Annotated in this window: 16 protein-coding genes; 2 read left to right on the top strand and 14 right to left on the bottom strand. The window is 32.3% G+C overall.

The window, feature by feature from the left end:
• Window position 1: 1 nt before the first annotated feature.
• The 13 genes from KIB46_RS03110 to KIB46_RS03050 form a co-directional block, all read right to left on the bottom strand.
• A complete protein-coding gene (locus KIB46_RS03110; protein WP_291670820.1) occupies window positions 2–1438 on the bottom strand; it encodes a glycoside hydrolase family 1 protein in 1437 nt (478 codons plus the stop codon).
• 16 nt (window positions 1439–1454) lie between these two features.
• Window positions 1455–2639: a MupG family TIM beta-alpha barrel fold protein gene (locus KIB46_RS03105; protein ID WP_099328522.1), complete on the bottom strand. Its 1185-nt coding sequence runs from the start codon at window positions 2637–2639 to the stop codon at window positions 1455–1457.
• A gap of 65 nt (window positions 2640–2704) precedes the next feature.
• A complete protein-coding gene (locus KIB46_RS03100; RefSeq protein ID WP_291670815.1) occupies window positions 2705–4018 on the bottom strand; it encodes a PTS transporter subunit EIIC in 1314 nt (437 codons plus the stop codon).
• A 16-nt stretch (window positions 4019–4034) separates the two neighbouring features.
• Window positions 4035–4331, bottom strand: coding sequence for a PTS sugar transporter subunit IIB (locus KIB46_RS03095; protein ID WP_080023389.1), 297 nt, complete (start codon window positions 4329–4331; stop codon window positions 4035–4037).
• Between the two features lie 12 nt (window positions 4332–4343).
• On the bottom strand, window positions 4344–4655 hold the full coding sequence (locus KIB46_RS03090; protein WP_291670812.1) for a PTS lactose/cellobiose transporter subunit IIA: 312 nt from the start codon (window positions 4653–4655) through the stop codon (window positions 4344–4346).
• A gap of 442 nt (window positions 4656–5097) precedes the next feature.
• Window positions 5098–6348, bottom strand: coding sequence for a phosphoribosylamine--glycine ligase (gene purD / locus KIB46_RS03085; protein ID WP_291670810.1), 1251 nt, complete (start codon window positions 6346–6348; stop codon window positions 5098–5100).
• A gap of 35 nt (window positions 6349–6383) precedes the next feature.
• Window positions 6384–7889: a bifunctional phosphoribosylaminoimidazolecarboxamide formyltransferase/IMP cyclohydrolase gene (purH, locus tag KIB46_RS03080; protein WP_291670808.1), complete on the bottom strand. Its 1506-nt coding sequence runs from the start codon at window positions 7887–7889 to the stop codon at window positions 6384–6386.
• A gap of 16 nt (window positions 7890–7905) precedes the next feature.
• The gene (gene purN, locus KIB46_RS03075) at window positions 7906–8514 is read right to left on the bottom strand and encodes a phosphoribosylglycinamide formyltransferase (RefSeq protein WP_291670806.1); all 609 of its coding nucleotides are present in this window, start codon (window positions 8512–8514) and stop codon (window positions 7906–7908) included.
• Window positions 8502–9503 (bottom strand): phosphoribosylformylglycinamidine cyclo-ligase, encoded by a 1002-nt coding sequence (purM, locus tag KIB46_RS03070; RefSeq protein WP_291670804.1) that lies wholly within the window; start codon window positions 9501–9503, stop codon window positions 8502–8504. The genes purN and purM overlap by 13 nt, the downstream gene beginning before the upstream one ends.
• A 10-nt stretch (window positions 9504–9513) precedes the next feature.
• On the bottom strand, window positions 9514–10944 hold the full coding sequence (purF, locus tag KIB46_RS03065) for an amidophosphoribosyltransferase (RefSeq protein WP_156559219.1): 1431 nt from the start codon (window positions 10942–10944) through the stop codon (window positions 9514–9516).
• A 5-nt stretch (window positions 10945–10949) separates the two neighbouring features.
• Window positions 10950–11660 (bottom strand): phosphoribosylaminoimidazolesuccinocarboxamide synthase, encoded by a 711-nt coding sequence (purC, locus tag KIB46_RS03060; protein ID WP_055184891.1) that lies wholly within the window; start codon window positions 11658–11660, stop codon window positions 10950–10952.
• A complete protein-coding gene (gene purE, locus KIB46_RS03055; RefSeq protein WP_291670798.1) occupies window positions 11660–12139 on the bottom strand; it encodes a 5-(carboxyamino)imidazole ribonucleotide mutase in 480 nt (159 codons plus the stop codon). Before purE ends, purC begins: the two co-directional genes overlap by 1 nt.
• A 131-nt stretch (window positions 12140–12270) precedes the next feature.
• Complete coding sequence (locus KIB46_RS03050) at window positions 12271–16026, bottom strand: phosphoribosylformylglycinamidine synthase (RefSeq protein ID WP_291670795.1); 3756 nt, start codon at window positions 16024–16026, stop codon at window positions 12271–12273.
• A gap of 492 nt (window positions 16027–16518) precedes the next feature.
• Between KIB46_RS03050 and speD the strand changes: the two genes are divergently transcribed.
• Together speD and speE are read left to right on the top strand one after the other, a co-directional pair.
• The gene (gene speD / locus KIB46_RS03045; RefSeq protein WP_291670793.1) at window positions 16519–16932 is read left to right on the top strand and encodes an adenosylmethionine decarboxylase; all 414 of its coding nucleotides are present in this window, start codon (window positions 16519–16521) and stop codon (window positions 16930–16932) included.
• Window positions 16933–16945: 13 nt separating this feature from the next.
• On the top strand, window positions 16946–17788 hold the full coding sequence (gene speE / locus KIB46_RS03040; protein ID WP_291670791.1) for a polyamine aminopropyltransferase: 843 nt from the start codon (window positions 16946–16948) through the stop codon (window positions 17786–17788).
• 277 nt (window positions 17789–18065) lie between these two features.
• Here the strand turns inward: speE and KIB46_RS03035 are convergent, their stop codons facing one another.
• A complete protein-coding gene (locus KIB46_RS03035) occupies window positions 18066–18959 on the bottom strand; it encodes an HD domain-containing protein (RefSeq protein WP_291670789.1) in 894 nt (297 codons plus the stop codon).
• Window positions 18960–19023 lie beyond the last annotated feature (64 nt).

Here is a 19023-nt window from a genome sequence, read left to right as displayed (position 1 = left end):
GCTATTCACCTAAATCCTTTCCATTTGATGCAATAACTTTTTTATACCAATAAAAGCTGTCTTTTCTATAACGTTTCATTGGCGAATGCATCGCTTTCTCATCATCTTCATCTCTATCTACATAAATAAATCCATAGCGTTTTGAAATTCCTTCCCTAGTAGATACCAAATCGACAGCACTCCATGGACAATAACCAAATAATAAAGCACCTTCATCAATTCCTTTTCCCATTTCAGAAATCATACCTTTTAAATGTTCGATTCGATAACTATCATGAACACTTCCATCATCTTCTAACTTATCCGGACGTCCATATCCATTTTCAGTTATAATCAAAGGTAAATTATATCTATCACTCAATTTTCGCGCTGTCACACGAATGCAACTAGGATCAAATTTATGTCCATCCTCTCCTTTGGCAAAGAATGGATTAGACACTGCTTTTCCTACTCCTGGTTTCTCTGTTAACTTAACCAAATAACTCATATCTCGATTATCAGCACCAACCATACTATTCCAATCTATTTCATAATAGTCGCAATGTTCAATTGTTTCATTTGCATAACAATTAAAACCGATAAAATCCGGGTTACAATTTTTCAAAGCCTCCATATCACCATCTTGAATATCTAATACGATATTATTTAATTCAAAATAATGATATATTGATTTTGGATACTTACCAAAAACTAATGGATCTACCCACATATTGTTACGAAGATCTTCCATATTCATAGCAGCAATGGTATCTTTAGGATCTGCACTTGCTGGATAGCAGGCACATAAATTAGGTGCTGGTCCAATTTTTGCATCTGGACACATTTCATGACATAGTGAAATAGCTTTTGCCATCGCTACCAACTGAATATGACCTGTATTGTATAAAGCATTTAAATCATTTGCTTTTCCTGTCAGCATATCTACTGCACCATAATAAATCATTACGTTATATTCGTTATTCGTTAACCAATAATGAACATCATCTTTAAAATTTTCAAAAATAACTCTACAATACTTTAAATATGCTTCTGCCGTTTTACGAGAATGCCAACCATTATATTTTTCTTCAAGAGCTGCTGGCAAATCAAAATGATAAATAGTAACTAATGGTTCTATTCCATATTTATGGCATTCTCTAAATACATCTTTATAAAATTTAATACCTTCAGGATTTACATCACTTTCACCATCAGGCAAAATTCTTGCCCAAGAAATTGACATTCTAAACATTTTAAATCCCATTTCTGCCATAAGTGCAATATCTTCTTTATAATGATGATAAAAGTCAGAGGCATATTTGAAAGAACAGCACCCTGGATTTATGCGTTTCTTATCATAATCCCATGTTGTAAGGCCTTTTCCATCTACATCATAAGCACCTTCTATTTGTGCACTAGAAGAACTTGCACCCCACATAAAATTCTTTGGAAAACTCATATAAATACCCTCCAATCTACTTTTCTAAAAATTCAACTAAATCCCCGTCATATACAAGTTCCATCATTTGATACTCATCTGAGTCAAGATGTCCAATTCTGTTTCTTGTTCCATCATTAACAATAGGAATTTTTACAATTTGAATTTCTCCAGCATAATGTTTGTAGTTATCGTTTACAATAACTACATCGCCAACCTCAAACATTTCTTTATCATAATGTCGTGGTGTTAAAATCTCATTTGGTTGACTATATTTAAAACGAGATATTCTTGTACGCCAAATCCACTCTGAACTATCACCCATTTCCAAATGTGGGAAAAAGTCAAATAATACTTCCTTCTCTTTTTCTGTAATTTCTTCATCTAGTGTTACACGTAATTTTTTTACGGGCTTGTCTAAACTAATGATTCCATGATCAACCAACATTTTTAAAGTTGGATCCAATTCCTTACTCAACTTCTCATTTTCCTGCAATACTTCTTGCAACTTTTTAAACTCATCTTCACTTGCAAAAGCATTTCCAATTAAAATATCATCTACATCTCCTGTAGCTAATAACATTCTTGCTTGCAAATCAATTGGAAGCATACGCAATTTTTCAACTGTAGGAAGTCCACATATTGCATCCCACACACCATGTGTATTAGGTGCTGTTGAAGAAATAAAAGCACCTATACGAACATCTCTTGAACAAGCTTTCAATTCTTTATTTTTATTTACAAATTTATTCCACTTCATTGCTGTATATCTCTGTGGATAAAAATTATGACAAACCAAAAAGTCTTTTGGATCAATACCATTTTCTATTAAACCTTTAACAATTTGAGGAGAATTATTAAATTCTATTGTAATTCCATATGGATTTCTTACCAACTTTGCATCATTTTCTGGACCATAGCTTAAATCCATTCGTAAAAAATCTACATCAATGCTTTTAAATACACTTAAATCATCTGGTTTAGCTCCCATTTTTTCAAAACACATAGGATTAACATCTAAAGATACTTTTAACTTGTTTTTATGTGCTGCAACAATCAATTTCTTAAAATAATCTAAAACTTCTTCCTTTGTTCCTTCTACTGAAAACATACTTGAAAACACTTTAGACACACCATAACGACTTGCTAACTCAAAATAGCTTTCAATTTTTTCTAAAGGCATTAAATCTGGATATACAGAAATCCCTAATTCATGTTTCATATTCATTTCCTCCTTATTTTATTACGGAAGTTTTTCTTTTAATTGACAATATGATTCCTTCTTAATTACTCTCCAAGTTCAGCAGCTTCTGCCTCTTCTTTTGCAATACATTGCTTTTCGTAAATCTTAAAAAATGGAAAATATACTAGATATACTATTGGCAACATTAAAGCACAGAATATAACATTACGCCAATCCAAAGAAGCCATTAATTGTTGAATTCCAACAGGTAAAGTTGTCATAATCAATACTTGAGGCAATGCCATTAAATTGAATGAGTATCCGATGTACATAAAAAGCATAACAACTAAGGAATTCAAAACAAATGGAATCAATAGAACTGGGTTATACATAATCGGAAATCCAAAAATTGCAGGCTCATTAATATTGAAAAGACCTGGAACCAAAGATGCTTTCGCAACTGCACTTATCTGTTTAGATTTACTCTTTAATCCCATAATACATAACGGTAATGTATTTCCAGAACCACCAATAACAGTTAAACAACCATATAAGAATATTGGATTAAATACAAGAGGTTGTCCTGCAGCTGCAGCTTCTGCATTTGTTGCATATGCTGCAATATAAATTGGCATAATTGCTGTAAATACAACACTACCACCGTGAATACCAAAGAACCAGCTCAAGCAGAAAACCATAACAATTACAATCATTCCTAATGGTGATACAAGGTAAGATAAAGGTGTCGCAATGGTTGTAGTGATTAATGTACCTAATGTCATTGCTCCATTGGTAAAGTTAGAAATTGCAACAGCTAAACCATACCAAACTATAATATTTAATCCGGAAGGTATAATAGAGTTAAAACTATTTAAAATTCCTTCAGGAACTACATCTGGCATACGAATTATCCAGTTATGATCCACAGCATATTTTGTAATACGAACAGATAATAAACCAATTAAAATTGCACAAAAGATTCCGTTTGCACCTAAAGCACTAACATTTAAAGAACGAATGGTAGCACCTGCTTCTGTTGTGGTTGACATAAGTGGTGAACAAACTAGGATAAAGCATACCATAGATGTAAATCCAGATTGGATTGTTGCTTTTACTCCTAAACGTTTTGCATAGTTATATGCTAATGTAAATGACATGAATAGTCCTAACAACCCCATTGTTAATTCATAAGGCATATACAATACATCATAAATTGGATGACCAGCTTTCCAGCCAAATACCAATCCACCAACAGCACAAATAATTTGTACAACAGCACCAATCATTATAAGTCCCATTGTTCCTCCCATACCTTGACTAATTGTGCCAAAGGCAGGACTTTTAGATAATTTCACGCTTACTTGTTGGATCTTTTTCATAAATGCGCTATTAGCAAATTGTTCTAATTTATTATTCATATTATCTCCTCCTAAATTATTTTCCTGTAATCTTATGAGCTAATTTCATAACATTTTCTGCATTTCCAATAGCATAATCTAACGAAGGTATTCCTGCCACAGGGATAGTTAAAATTTCTTTTAATTCATCTAAACGATAAGAAACTTGAGGACCAATCAATACACAATCATAATCATTTTGATATCCTTCTACATTATTTACAGGAACAGCATCAATTTTTAATTCTTCTCCTATTCCCTCACAATATTTCTCCATTTTTTTCATTAAAATACTTGTTGATAATCCAGCTCCACATGCTAATAAAACTCTCATTTTTATTTCCTCCTATTTATTTTTTTGTTGTTTATACATTTCAATCATTTCATTAATTAATTCTTGTGCTAACATACTTGTCATTAAATGATCTTGTGAGTGAATCAATAGAACATTTATATCTGCCCTCTCTCCATTAGCCTCTGCAACCAAAAGATCTGTTTGGGCTTTATGTGCTTGTGTAGATGCTTTTTCACTTTCCTCCATTAAGCAATCTGCTTTATCAAAATCCCCTTTTTTTGCAGCTTGTAATGCTTGAAACGCTAAAGTTCTTGCATCTCCAGAATAAGCAATCAAAGTCATTGCAATTGTTTCTGTATTCATATGTTACCTCCTTGTATGTAATTTACACTTATATTATAGATTCTGTATTTTCTATCATCAAACGACATTTTTAAACAAAATAAAATTTTCTATACATTAAATTCATTTTTAACACACATATATGCTTTTTATTTACTATCCCCTCACGTTTCACTATAAATTTTTACAATAATATATATTTTCTCATAAATATTGTATATTGATTTTTAAAATTTTTTTATACAGATAGTAAATAAATAATACACAATATTTTTGTTAAAGATAAAAATAGTGATAATCTACATAAAAAAGGTGAAGTGGATATTTATTTTGTTTGTTCCGTCGCTACGCTCCAAGTCACATCAAAACAAATATCCACCCCACCCGTACTAAAGGTAAGGAAATTATAGACATTAAAAAAAGAAATCCAGCAAGCGCTGGATTTCCTCTTAATCTCTACTACTTATTCAAATATCCCTATATCTTTTCTACAATAAGCTCCCATAAAGTCAACAAGTTCAACATTTCTATAAGCTTCTTCCCTAGCTTCCTCTAAAGTCTTACCTGTACCAATTACAGAAAGAACTCTACCTCCACTAGTCTTTAAAACTCCATTTTCAAGCTTTGCTCCTGCTAAAAAGACATTATCCTTTATACTTTCATCTATTGTAATTGGGAATCCCTTTTGGAAACTTCCTGGATATCCACTAGATGCAAGAACTACGTTTATACAAACTTCATCCTTCCACTCTACTTGAATTTCATTTAATCTTTCATCCATTGCAGCCTCAATAACTTCATATAAGTCACTTTCCATTAAATGAAGCACTGATTGAGTTTCTGGGTCACCCATTCTAACATTGTACTCTAGTAGGTATACTCCCTTTTTAGTTATCATAAGACCAAAGAAAATAATTCCCTTAAAGTCAAAGCCTTCTTCTTGTATTCCCCTTAAAGTATTAGCCATAATGTTATCTTCAAATTCTCTCATTACTTCACTAGTAACATATGGATTTGGTGCAAGAACTCCCATACCACCAGTATTAGGTCCCTTACCACCATCATATATTTGCTTATGATCTTTAGCAGATATAAATGGGATTATTCTTTTTCCATCACATATAGAAAGGATTGAAGCTTCAACACCTTCTAAGAATTCTTCCACTACTATCTTTTGCCCTGCTCCATTAAAAGCATCATCAATCATAAGGTTTTGTACAGCCTTCATGGCATCTTCTTTGCTTTCGCAAATAACTACACCCTTTCCAGCTGCAAGTCCATCTGCCTTTATAACTATTGGATATTCACAATCATAAAGATATGATAGAGCCTCTTCTGGGTTTGTAAATACTTCATATTCAGCAGTTTTAACTCCATACTTCTTCATAAAGAACTTTGAAAAACTCTTACTTCCTTCAAGTTTTGCACCTTCAGAATCTGGTCCAAAACATCTTAATCCTTCTGCCTTAAACTTATCAGTTATTCCTTTAGTAAGAGGGTCCTCAGGTCCAACCACTGTTAGATGTATATCATTATTTTTTGCAAACTCTACTAATTTATCTATATCTGTTATATTGATATTTTCACATTTATTTTCTAAAGCTGTCCCACCATTACCTGGTGCCACATATATTTTATCTACCTTTGGACTTTGTGCAAGCTTCCAAGCAATAGCATGTTCTCTTCCACCTGACCCAACTAATAATAACTTCATATTTATCCTCCCAAAAACTATTAATTCTTCACTAATTAGTGTTTGAAGTGTCTTAGCCCTGTAAATACCATAGCTATTCCATGTTCATTACATGCATCTATTGATTCTTGGTCTCTTAATGAACCACCTGGTTGAATTATAGCCTTAATTCCAGCTTTAGCTGCTTGATCTACTACATCTCTAAATGGGAAGAATGCATCTGAAGCTAAAATTGTAGCTCCCTTACCTCTCTTTAATGCATCTTCTGTTGGCCAAATTCTATTAACTTGTCCACCACCAATTCCTAGTGCAATTCCATCATGTGCTACCACTATAGCATTAGACTTAACATACTTAACTACCTTCATACCAAAGATTAAATCCTTCATTTCTTCTTCTGTAGGAGCCTTTTCTGTAACAACTTTTATTTCATCAATTAACTTTTTATCTTCTTCTTGAACTAAGATACCACCATCAACTGTAACCATGTATCTTTCATCCTTTGGAGTATTATGCATTCTAAGAACTCTTAAATTCTTCTTAGTTTTTAATACTTCTAAAGCATCTTCATCATATTCTGGAGCTGCTATTACTTCTAAGAATATTTTAACCATTTCTTCAGCAGTTTTCTTATCTACTTTTCTATTGAAAGCAACTATTCCACCAAAGATTGATGTAGGGTCAACTTCGTAAGCTTTCATATATGCTTCATAAGCATCTTTACCAGTTGCAACACCACATGGAGTATTATGCTTTAATGCACAACAAGTTGGTTCATCAAATTCATTTGCACATTTCCAAGCAATATCCATATCCTTAAAGTTGTTGTATGATAACTCTTTACCATTTAATACATCAAATGTGTTCATAGCACCTTCTACTGTTGTAGATTCATAGAAAGCTGCACTTTGATGAGAGTTTTCACCATATCTTAAACCTTGCTTTTTCTTAAATGAAACTGATAGATATTCTGGATATTCTTCAACTCCTTCTAACATAAAGTTAGCAATAGCAGCATCATATGCTCCCATTAAGTTAAATACTTTACCAGCTAATCTCTTCTTTGTATTGTAAGAAACCTCACCTTCAGCCTCTATTTCTTCCATTACCTTACCATAGTCATTCTTATCTGAAATTACAACTACGTCTTGGAAGTTCTTAGCTGCTGCTCTTAACATTGTTGGACCACCAATATCAATAAACTCAACCTTTTCTTCAAATGTTAAGTCTTCTTTAACCTTTTCAAAGAATGGATATAAATTAACTACAACGTAATCTATTGTATTTATGTCTCTTTCCTTTAAAGCATTCATATGTTCTTCATTATCTCTTATTGCCAAAATTCCTGCATGAACTAATGGATGTAATGTTTTTACTCTTCCATCTAACATTTCTGGGAAGTTAGTAACTTCATTTACTTCAATTACATTAACTCCATTTTCCTTTAAATGTTTGTAAGTTCCACCAGTTGAAAGAATTTCAACTCCTCTTTTTTCTAAAAACTTAGCAAATTCTAATACGCCATCTTTGTAAAATACGCTAATTAACGCTCTCTTTTTCATTAACTTGGCCTCCAATTTAATAAATTTTACTTCTTCCATCTATAACATTAACTTTACCTTCTGAAATCAACTTTATTGCTTTTGGTAGTAACAGGTGTTCTTTTACTAATATTCTTTTTTGAAGATCTTCCGCACTATCTTCAAAATATACTGGTACAGCTTCTTGTAAAATAATTGCTCCCCCATCTACTTCATTATTTACAAAATGAACTGTACAGCCAGAAACTTTAACTCCCTTCTTAATTGCAGCTTCATGTACATGAAGTCCATACATTTTAGGGCCACAAAATGAAGGTATTAAGGAAGGGTGTATATTAATGATCCTATTTTTAAACTTATCTAAAATTTCCCCATCTAGTATTGATAAATACCCTGCAAGGACTATTAAATCTACCTTTCCTTCAGTTAATTCTAAAATTCTATTTGATTGATTTTCCCCATATTCTTTCTTACTAACTACATATGTATCTATACCTGCTTCCTTTGCTCTCTCCAAGGCATAGACACCATCTTTACTACTAATGACCATTTCTATTTTACAGTCTAATTCCCCAACTTTAACTGCATCTATTATGGACTGAAGGTTTGTTCCTCCCCCTGATACAAGAACTGCTATCTTAAACAAATACCTTCACCTCCAGAGGTTACATGACCAATTACATAAGCCTTTTCTCCCATTTCTATAAGAGCTTTTGTTACTGATTCAGCATCCTCTTTTTTAACACATAAAACAAATCCAATGCCCATATTAAATGTGTTATACATATGGTCTTTATCAACTCCAAGTTCAACCATTCTATCAAAAATAGCTGGTATTTGGTAACTATCCTTGTTAATAACAGCTGTTAACTCTCTGCCATTAAACATTCTTGGAACATTTTCTATAAATCCTCCACCTGTTACATGAGCCATCCCTCTAATTTCAAAGCTTTCCATAAGCTTTAAAACTGGCTTAACATAAATCTTAGTTGGAGTAATTAATGTTTTCCAAACTTCTTCCCCATTAAATTCTTCATCTAAGTTTGTAAATAGCTTTCTAACTAAAGAAAACCCATTTGAATGAATTCCTGAAGATCCTATTCCCACTAAAGCATCTCCATCTTCAATTTTTGTACCATCTATTATTTCATCCTTATCTGCTATCCCCACAGCAAACCCTGCTATATCATAGTCCCCCTCTTTATAGAAACCTGGCATTTCAGCTGTTTCTCCACCTACTAAAGCGCAGTTTGATTGAAGGCATCCTTCTGATACACCCTTAACTAAATCTGCAGCTACTTCTGCTTCAAGCTTTCCACAAGCTATATAATCTAAGAAAAATAGTGGCTTTGCTCCATGACAAAGAATATCATTAACACACATTGCAACACAGTCAATTCCAACTGTATCATACTTTTTCTTTTTGCAAGCTATATCAAGCTTTGTTCCAACTCCATCAGTTCCAGAAACTAAAACTGGTTTCTTGTACCCTTCTGGAAGTTCAACCATTCCTGCAAAGCTTCCAAGACCATTTAAAACATAATTGCTCATTGTTCTTGCTGCATAGTCTTTTATAAGCTTAACTGATTTATAACCTTCTTCTATATTAACCCCTGAATCTTTGTAAGTTATCATTTTCTCTCCACTACCTTTCAAGATGATCTTTTGAAGTTTCTATTGGTGTTGATACTGGATATACTCCATTGAAGCATCCAACGCAAAATCCTTCTTTACCTTTGAATGTATTGTACATTCCATCCATACTTAGGTATCCTAAAGAATCTGCTCCTATCATATCTGCCATTTCTTCTATAGAGTGATTTGCACCTATAAGTTCACTTCTATATGGAGTATCAATTCCAAAATAACAAGGGAACTTAACTACTGGTGATGCTACAAGGAAATGTACTTCTTTAGCTCCTGCCCTTCTTAAAGAATCAACTAAATGCTTTGAAGTAGTTCCTCTAACTATTGAGTCATCTATTAAGACAACTCTTTTACCTTTTACATTTACCTTTAAAGGATTTAACTTAACTGCTACAGCCTTTTCTCTTATTTCTTGAGAAGGTGTAATAAATGTTCTTCCTACATATCTATTCTTTACAAAGGCTGTGTCATATGGAATTCCTGATGCTCTTGCATACCCTATAGCTGCTGGTATACCTGAATCTGGTACTGCTGATACTATATCTGCTTCTATAGGATGTTCTCTATATAACTCTTCTCCAGCCTTAACTCTTGTAACTTGAACATCTAGACCATCAATTATTGAATCAGGTCTTGCAAAGTAAATATATTCAAAGGCACAAGTTTGGCATAATGTGTTTTCAGAGTATTTTATAGATCTTATTCCATTTTCATCAATAACCACAACTTCCCCTGGTTCAACATCTCTAACAAATTCTGCTCCTACTGCATCTAAAGCACAGCTTTCTGATGACATTACATAGGCATCATCAACCTTACCTATACAAAGAGGTCTTATACCATGTGGATCTCTAGCTCCAATAAGCTTATCCTTTGTCGCTATAACCATAGCAAAGCTTCCTCTAACAGCCTGTATAGCATCCACAACAGCTCTTTCAATACCTCTCTTAGCACCTCTTGCTATTAATGTTGCTATAACCTCTGAATCAATTGTTGTATGGAATACATGACCACCATCTTCTAATAAATCTCTTATAACATCTGCGTTAACTAGGTTACCATTATGAGCCATTGCTATAGGACCAAGCTTTGATGATGCTAAAAGTGGTTGTGCATTTTCTACCTTAGTTGACCCTGTTGTTGAATATCTAACATGACCAATTGCTATATGCCCCTTTAATCTGTTTAAGTCATCCTTTGTAAAAGCTTCAGTTATTAAACCTAAACCCTTATGAATGTCTACTTCTTCACCATTTCCTACTGCAATACCTGCAGATTCTTGTCCTCTATGTTGAAGAGCATATAATCCATAGTAGGTCATACCTGCTACATCCATAGGTGAGTTTGAGTATACCCCAAACACACCACATTCATCTTTAAATTTATCCAGACTTGGATCTAGTATTAATTGAAAGTCAGCTTTTTTCATCCCAACTATTCCCCTTTAATTCTGTTTAAAATTTCAATGTAAGCTTCTTCTACGTTACCCATATCTCTTCTAAATCTATCTTTATCTAACTTTTCTCCTGTAGTTGCATCCCAGAATCTACATGTGTCTGGTGAAATTTCATCTGCTAAAACAATTTCTCCATTTGGAAGTTTACCAAATTCAATTTTAAAGTCTATTAAGTTAATATTTAACTTAGAGAAGAATTCCTTTAGTAAGTCATTTATCTTAGCTGTCATATCTAAAATTGTTTTAATTTCTTCAAAAGTTGCAGCTCCAATTGCTACTGCATGATAAGAATTTATTAGTGGATCTCCTAATTCATCATCTTTATAAGAGAATTCAAACACTGTAGTCTTTAGCTTGTACCCTTCTTCAAGTCCTAATCTCTTAGCCATGCTTCCTGCTGCCACATTTCTTACTATAACTTCTAGTGGTACTATTTCAACTTTTTTACAAAGTTGTTCTCTGTCATTTAGCTTCTTAACAAAGTGAGTCTTTATACCATTTTCATTTAACATTTCAAATATCATTGAAGTTATTGCATTGTTTAAGATACCCTTGTTATTTATTTGATCTTTCTTTTCTCCATTGAATGCTGTTGCATCATCTTTGTAATATACAATAACCTCTTCTGCATTTCCTGTAGCATAAATCTTCTTTGCTTTTCCTTCATACATCATTTCTAACTTTTCCATTATAGTTCCACTCCTTCTCCATTTTCTTCTATAAACTTTCTTTTCATATTCATTCTAAAATCAACTATTTTTTCTTTAATCTCTGGATATTTTAATGATAATATTTGTACTGCAAGCATCCCTGCATTGTAGCTATTATTAATTCCAACAGTTGCTACTGGAATTGATTTAGGCATTTGTACAATTGATAATAATGCATCCATACCCTCAACTGCTGCCTTAACAGGAACTCCTATTACAGGTAAAGTAGTTTGTGATGCTATAACTCCTGGTAAATGTGCTGCAAGACCTGCTCCTGCTATTATTACTTCACAACCATCCTTTTCAATCATCTCAATTGTTTCTGCTAACTTTTCTGGAACTCTATGAGCTGATAAAATATAAGCCTTGTAATCTACTCCAAATTCTTTTAAGGCATTAGCTGCACCCTTCATTACATCAGTATCGGACTTGCTACCAAAAAATATTGCTACCTTCATTTAAAATTCCCTCCTTAAGTTAATTAATAATCTATTACCTTCAACCAGCATTTTTCCTATATATTTATATAAATATATATTGGTATATTTATATATTGTTTTATTTTTATATTTATATATTTCTAACTACTTTATTTTCTAAAGTAATTAACTCCTGATTTAAATATCTTTTGATCAAATTCTCCTGGAACATTTCTATATAAATTTTCTCCAATTCTTTCAGAGTGACCCATCTTACCTAAGATTCTTCCATCTCTGCTTGTAATACCTTCAACTCCTAACATTGATCCATTTGGGTTGTATGGCATATCTAATGATACTTCTCCATTAAAATCAACATATTGAGTTGCTATTTGTCCATTCTCTTCAAGTTCCTTTAGTAAACTTTCTGGTGCTACGAATCTTCCTTCACCATGTGAAATTGCTACATTGTGAATATCTCCTGCATTTACTTCACTGAACCAAGGTGATTTAACTGAAGAAATTCTTGTTCTTATTATTGAAGACATATGTCTATTAATATTGTTATAAGTTAATGTTGCCATGTCTTCTTCAATATCTCTGATTTCACCATAAGGTACTAAACCTAACTTAATTAATGCTTGGAAGCCATTGCAGATACCTAACATTAATCCATCTCTATTATTTAAAAGATCCATTACAGCATCTTTTATCTTTTCATTTCTAAACACTGTAGCTATGAATTTAGCTGATCCATCTGGCTCATCCCCTGCTGAGAATCCACCTGGAAGCATAATTATTTGAGCTGTTCTAATTTCTTTTTCTAATCTATCAACTGATTCTATTAATGCTTCTTTATTTAAATTTCTAATTAGAACTTGTACAACTTCTGCTCCTTCTTTTCTAAAGGCTCTTGTACAATCATCTTCACAGTTTGTTCCCGGGAATACTGGAATAACAACCTTTGGATGTTCTATTCTTTCCCTTGGTTTAGAAGTATTTCTTTCAGTATAAAGCTTTGATTCAACCTTTTCTTCTTTCTTCTCAGTACTTATCTTAAATACTCCATTTAATTTTTCTTCTATAGCCTTTTCTAGTTCCTCAATTGTGAAGTCTATATCATAATCTCCTGAAACTATTCTTTCTTCACTAATTGTTTCACCTACTACCTTAAAGCTTGTACCAGTAAATTCAGTTGGTACATCAACATTTCCCTCTACTTCTAGTAAAAGTGTTCCATAGTTTAATCCAAACAGTTCTTCTACAGTTAAATTAGAGAACTTAGCACCTATTCTATTTCCTAAAGACATCTTTGTAAGTGCTTCTGCTGCTCCACCAAATTTTAATGAAGAAGCTGATATAACCTTTTTATCTCCTATTAGTGAATATAATACTTCTAAGTTCTTTTTGAACTTGTCCATATCTATTGTTCCATCACTTAATTTTTCACTCATAAGAAGAACTAATTTTGACCCAACCTTCTTAAATTCTGGTGAAATAATTCTCTCTGCCTTTTCATAACCCACAGCAAAAGATACTAATGTTGGTGGTACATCTATATCATCAAAGGTTCCTGACATTGAGTCCTTACCACCTATTGCTGGTATTCCTAAATCTACTTGTGCTTTATATGCTCCTAATAATGCTGCAAATGGTTTCCCCCATCTTTCAGCCTTCTTACCTAATCTCTCAAAATATTCTTGGAATGTAAGTCTAACTTTTCTGTAATCTCCACCCATAGCTGCTATCTTAGTAATTGATTCAATTACTGAATAGAATGCCATGTGGAAAGGACTCCAAATACCTAAGTTAGGATTATATCCAAATGTCATAAGTGAAGCATCCTTTGACTCTCCATTCATAACTGGAATCTTAGCTGCCATACCTTCTGAAGGAGTTTTTGAATACTTACCTCCAAATGGCATAAGTACTGATCTTGCCCCTATTGTGGAGTCAAATCTTTCAACTAATCCTTGTTGTGATGCAATATTTAAATCCTTTAAGTTTTCAAGCCACTTTTCCTTAACGTTAACTGTTCCAACATTGTATGGGTAGTTTTCTGGTGCTACTACCTTTACATCTGTAACTTGAGTTGCTCCATTTGTATCTAAGAAGCTTCTATGAATATCTACTATTTTATTGCCTCTCCAGTACATTCTTAATCTTTCATTATCAGTAACCTCTGCAACAACTGTAGATTCTAAGTTTTCCTCTTCAGCAAACTTCATAAATCTTTCTACATCCGTAGCTTCTACTACAACAGCCATTCTTTCTTGAGATTCTGATACTGCAAGTTCTGTTCCATCTAACCCTTCATATTTCTTTGGAACCTTATCTAAATCTATATCTAATCCTCTGCATAATTCTCCAATTGCAACTGATACTCCACCGGCACCAAAGTCATTACATCTCTTAATCATCTTTGCTGCTTCTGGAATTCTAAATAACCTTTGAAGCTTTCTTTCTGTAGGTGCATTACCCTTTTGAACCTCTGCCCCACAAGTATTTATTGATTCTGTATTATGTTCCTTTGATGAACCTGTTGCTCCACCAACACCATCTCTACCAGTTCTACCACCTAATAGGATAACAACATCTCCTAAGGTAGGCTCTTCTCTAACTACATTTTCCTTAGGTGCTGCTGCAATTACTGCACCAACTTCCATTCTCTTTGCTACATAGTTTTGATGATAAACCTCTGCAACCTGTCCTGTTGCAAGACCTATTTGGTTACCATATGAGCTATATCCATGTGCTGCTCCTAGTGTAATAGTTCTTTGTGGTAATTTTCCATTTAAAGTTTTTTCTACAGGAACTGTTGGATCTGCTGAACCTGTAACCCTCATTGCTTGGTATACATAAGTTCTTCCTGATAGTGGATCTCTTATTGCTCCACCTAAACAAGTAGCAGCTCCACCAAAAGGTTCTATTTCAGTTGGATGGTTATGTGTTTCGTTTTTAAACATTAAAAGATATTTTTCAATTCCTTTATCTGTTTCAACATCTATATTTATTGAGCATGCATTTATTTCTTCAGATACATCTAAATCCTCTAACATACCCTTTTTTCTCATTTCCTTAACTAGGATACATGCTATGTCCATAAGAGTTTCATTTCTATCTGTATTTTCTCCATATACAAAATTTCTTGACTTAATGTAGGCGTCATAAGCTTTTACTATAGGAGTTGTATATTTATTTTCTTCAATTTCTACTTTTTCTATTTTTGTTGAGAATGTTGTATGTCTGCAATGGTCTGACCAATAAGTATCAATAACCTTTATTTCAGTAATGCTAGGGTCTCTCTTTTCTTCATTTTTAAAGTATTCTTGAATCATCTTTAAATCATCAATGCTCATTGCAAGACCTTGTTCCTTATGGAACTCTTTTAAAGCTTCAAGACTCTTTTCATTAAACCCTTCTAAGATTTGAACATCATTAGGAATGCTAAGTTGTGTATCTATAGTTCTATCATCTATAGCAACTTCTTTAGAATCAACAGAATTTATATAATAGTTTTTAACTCTCTCTACATCATTATCTGATAAATCTCCCCTTAAAATTATAACCTTTGAAGATTTTACTTCTACTCTATCTCCACTAGTTAATAATTGAAAACATTGAGATGCTGAATCTGCTCTTTGATCGTATTGACCTGGTAGGTACTCTACTCCAAAAGCAATATCTCCTTTTTCAAGTGGTAATGTTTCTTCATATACCCTATCTACAGTTAATTCAGAAAATATAGTATTTAGTGCTTTTTTATAATACTCTTCTGAAACTGCCCCTAAAATATATTTGTTAATAACTCTTACTTCTTGTAGGTTGTCCATTCTTAAATTGCTCTTAAAGTCACTTAATAAACTTTGTGCTTCTACGTCAAAACCTTTTTTCTTTTCAACGAATACACATCTGATATTCATCATTTAAATACCTCCACCCATTAATTGTCATACCGAATATTATTTCTATATTTTATTTTATTCTTCGCATTTATATTTTAAGATTAACACTCATTGTATTCATTGTCAATATTAACTATATATATAGCTAATAACATTCGTATAAATCCGTACGTTTATATGTATTTTATTTTTAAACATACGAATATACGAATATTTACTTCTAGATTTTTATAAAAGCATAGCCTTTATGCACAAAAAAATACCGATAGATAAAACTACCGGCAAAGAAACCTACGCAACCTAAAAGGTCATTTATATTATTATCTAAGAATCTAATACATATTCACATTATTAATAAATATTTATTGACAAAACAAACCATCTATGTATACTATATCTTGTAAAGTTTAATATTGTTTAACTCCAAGTTTAGTTTAACTAAACTTTTGCAAATTTTTTTCATAATTTTTCTTACCTATCCTAAGGGAAATATAAATTTAAGGGGGTTTTAAATTGAAACTTGAACAGTTAGGAAGACATATCTTAGTAGAGTTTTATAATTGTGATTCTGATATTTTAGGAAATCACGAAAAAATTGAAAAAATTATGTGTGAAGCAGCAATTAAGTCAAACGCAACCATAGTAACTAGTTGTTTTCACAAATTTAATCCTTGGGGAGTAAGTGGAGCTGTAATTATACAGGAATCACACTTAACAATTCATACATGGCCTGAATATGGATACGCATCAGTGGATTTATACACTTGTGGAGATTCAGTGAATCCATGGATAGGCTTTGATTACCTAGAAAATGAATTATGTGCTGAAAGAAGTGAGTCCACAGAAGTTGCTAGGGGCATGATAGAAAAAATAAAGAATTTCTCCCATACAACTTTTGAACAAGTAACTCATAAGCCAACAGCTTAGAAAGGAGAACAATATGGAACTTTGGTACACTGAAAATCAAACAAATAACGTTAAATTCTCAATGAGGGTAAAGGAAACTCTTTATTCTAAAAAGAGCCAATTTCAACAAATTGATGTAATAGACACCTATGATTTTGGAAAAGTCCTTGTAATTGATGGATGGACTATGATTACTGAAAAAGACGAATTTATATACCACGAAATGATAACTCATGTTCCTATGATGGTGAATAAAAATATAAAAAATGTTTTAGTAATAGGAGCCGGAGATGGTGGTACAGTTCGTGAACTTACTAGATTTAATTCAATTCAAAGAATAGATATGGTTGAACTTGATGAAGAAGTAGTTAATGCAGCAAGGGAATATCTACCTTTTACTTCTTGTAAATTAGATGACCCTAGGGTAAACCTATATTTTCAAGATGGAATAAAGTTTGTAGAAAACAAAAAAAATCTTTATGATTTGATAATAGTTGACTCTACAGACCCTATAGGACCTGGTGAAGGCTTATTTACAAGAGACTTCTATAAAAATTGCTATGAGGCATTAACAGATAAAGGTATTCTTGTTAATCAAGGAGAAAGTCCATATTATGATATGAATAAGAAGGAAATGAAACGATCCAATGAAAAATTAAAAGATATATTTCCTATCTGTGAAGTGTATCAATATATGATACCAACTTATCCTTCTGGCTATTGGTTCTTTGGATTCGCTTCAAAAAAGCTTCATCCTATTAATGATTTTGATGAAGAATTTTATAACAGCTTAAACTTAAATGATAGATATTATAACAAAGATGTACATAAAGCATCCTTTGCTTTACCAAACTACGTTAAAGAGTTATTAAAATAACGTTAGAGCTATCGAATTAGCAATTAAAAAAGGTGTAGCGGATATTTATTTTGCTTGTTCCGTCGCAAGCTCCAAGTCACATCAAAACAAATATCCACTCCACCCGTACTAAAGGTAAGGAAATTATAAAATTACTATCCTTTATTTTATATTTTTTAATATGAAAATTTAATTAAACGTTATTATAATTTATCCAAAGCAAAATCCTTTGAACACCGCTTTTTTACTATAAGTTCTTAAGTTCTTAAAAACTTATATTTTTGCCTATATTTTTAATTTAATAAAGCACTCTTCCCTCAATCCTCTTGTCAAACCTACTCCATTCACCTTTTCCAATTCCTTCTCCAATTATATCTAACTTATTCATAGTTGCATCAATATAATCAGCATAATGTACTACATAAGATTCTACAGTTCTTGGTTGAACAGGGGAACCAAACTCCAATTTACCATGATGTTGTACAATAATTCCTTTTATTCTATTCTTAAAATCCTCACTAAAATCTAATTCACTTTCTACAAAGGCTTTTTCAATCATGGTTACTCCCATTACAATATGTCCTTGAAGACTTCCTGTTGTTGTATATGAAAATGTTCCATCATAATTCATCTCATAGACTTTCCCTATATCATGTAGCTTTGCCCCTAATATTGCAATCTCTTTGTATTTTATATCATATCTATAAGCTAAAGTTTTAGCTAAATACATAACGTTTAATGTATGTTCAGCTAAACCTCCTAAATAATTATGATGATTATATACTCCTCCTATTGCTTTTTTAAATTTACTTACAAAATTCTCATTCTTAAAGAAATAATCATTTAAGGCCTTACCTTCTTCTGATGTTACTTCTTCTTTTGTCATACTTTCTAATTCATTCATTATATCATTAATAGGTCTTTTTACTGTAGGTAAATAATCTTCTATGTTATATTCCTTAACATATTCAACTTTATCAGGTTTAAAAGGCTCTCCGTAATGCCCCTTTAATAGAACAACATCCCCTTCCTTTAATAATACATCTGAAGAAAACAAACATTTTATCTCTTTATATTTATCACCTGCATAGGCCCAAAGCATATTCTCATTTCTATCTAAAATTTTGTTTATCATAAGGGAAACTTCTATTTTTTCTCCCCATTTACATTCTTTTAAACTTTTCTTTCCCATTATATACACCATCCTTACCCACTTAGTATGGATATTTAAATAAAAATAATACAAAAAAGGCCAG

This window comes from Clostridium sp., assembly GCF_018372875.1.
GTDB lineage: Bacteria > Bacillota > Clostridia > Clostridiales > Clostridiaceae > Clostridium.
This window is presented reverse-complemented; position numbering and strand designations above follow the sequence as displayed.

Coding starts and splice junctions, on each gene's coding strand:
- purF (WP_156559219.1), bottom strand. CDS start 10,944: ATGAAAAAAGCTGACTTTCAATTAATACTAGATCCAAGTCTGGATAAA.
- purE (WP_291670798.1), bottom strand. CDS start 12,139: ATGAAGGTAGCAATATTTTTTGGTAGCAAGTCCGATACTGATGTAATG.
- KIB46_RS03095 (WP_080023389.1), bottom strand. CDS start 4,331: ATGAGAGTTTTATTAGCATGTGGAGCTGGATTATCAACAAGTATTTTA.
- KIB46_RS03090 (WP_291670812.1), bottom strand. CDS start 4,655: ATGAATACAGAAACAATTGCAATGACTTTGATTGCTTATTCTGGAGAT.
- KIB46_RS03035 (WP_291670789.1), bottom strand. CDS start 18,959: ATGGGAAAGAAAAGTTTAAAAGAATGTAAATGGGGAGAAAAAATAGAA.
- purH (WP_291670808.1), bottom strand. CDS start 7,889: ATGAAAAAGAGAGCGTTAATTAGCGTATTTTACAAAGATGGCGTATTA.
- speE (WP_291670791.1), top strand. CDS start 16,946: ATGGAACTTTGGTACACTGAAAATCAAACAAATAACGTTAAATTCTCA.
- KIB46_RS03100 (WP_291670815.1), bottom strand. CDS start 4,018: ATGAATAATAAATTAGAACAATTTGCTAATAGCGCATTTATGAAAAAG.
- KIB46_RS03105 (WP_099328522.1), bottom strand. CDS start 2,639: ATGAAACATGAATTAGGGATTTCTGTATATCCAGATTTAATGCCTTTA.
- purM (WP_291670804.1), bottom strand. CDS start 9,503: ATGATAACTTACAAAGATTCAGGGGTTAATATAGAAGAAGGTTATAAA.
- purC (WP_055184891.1), bottom strand. CDS start 11,660: ATGGAAAAGTTAGAAATGATGTATGAAGGAAAAGCAAAGAAGATTTAT.
- KIB46_RS03050 (WP_291670795.1), bottom strand. CDS start 16,026: ATGATGAATATCAGATGTGTATTCGTTGAAAAGAAAAAAGGTTTTGAC.
- KIB46_RS03110 (WP_291670820.1), bottom strand. CDS start 1,438: ATGAGTTTTCCAAAGAATTTTATGTGGGGTGCAAGTTCTTCTAGTGCA.
- purD (WP_291670810.1), bottom strand. CDS start 6,348: ATGAAGTTATTATTAGTTGGGTCAGGTGGAAGAGAACATGCTATTGCT.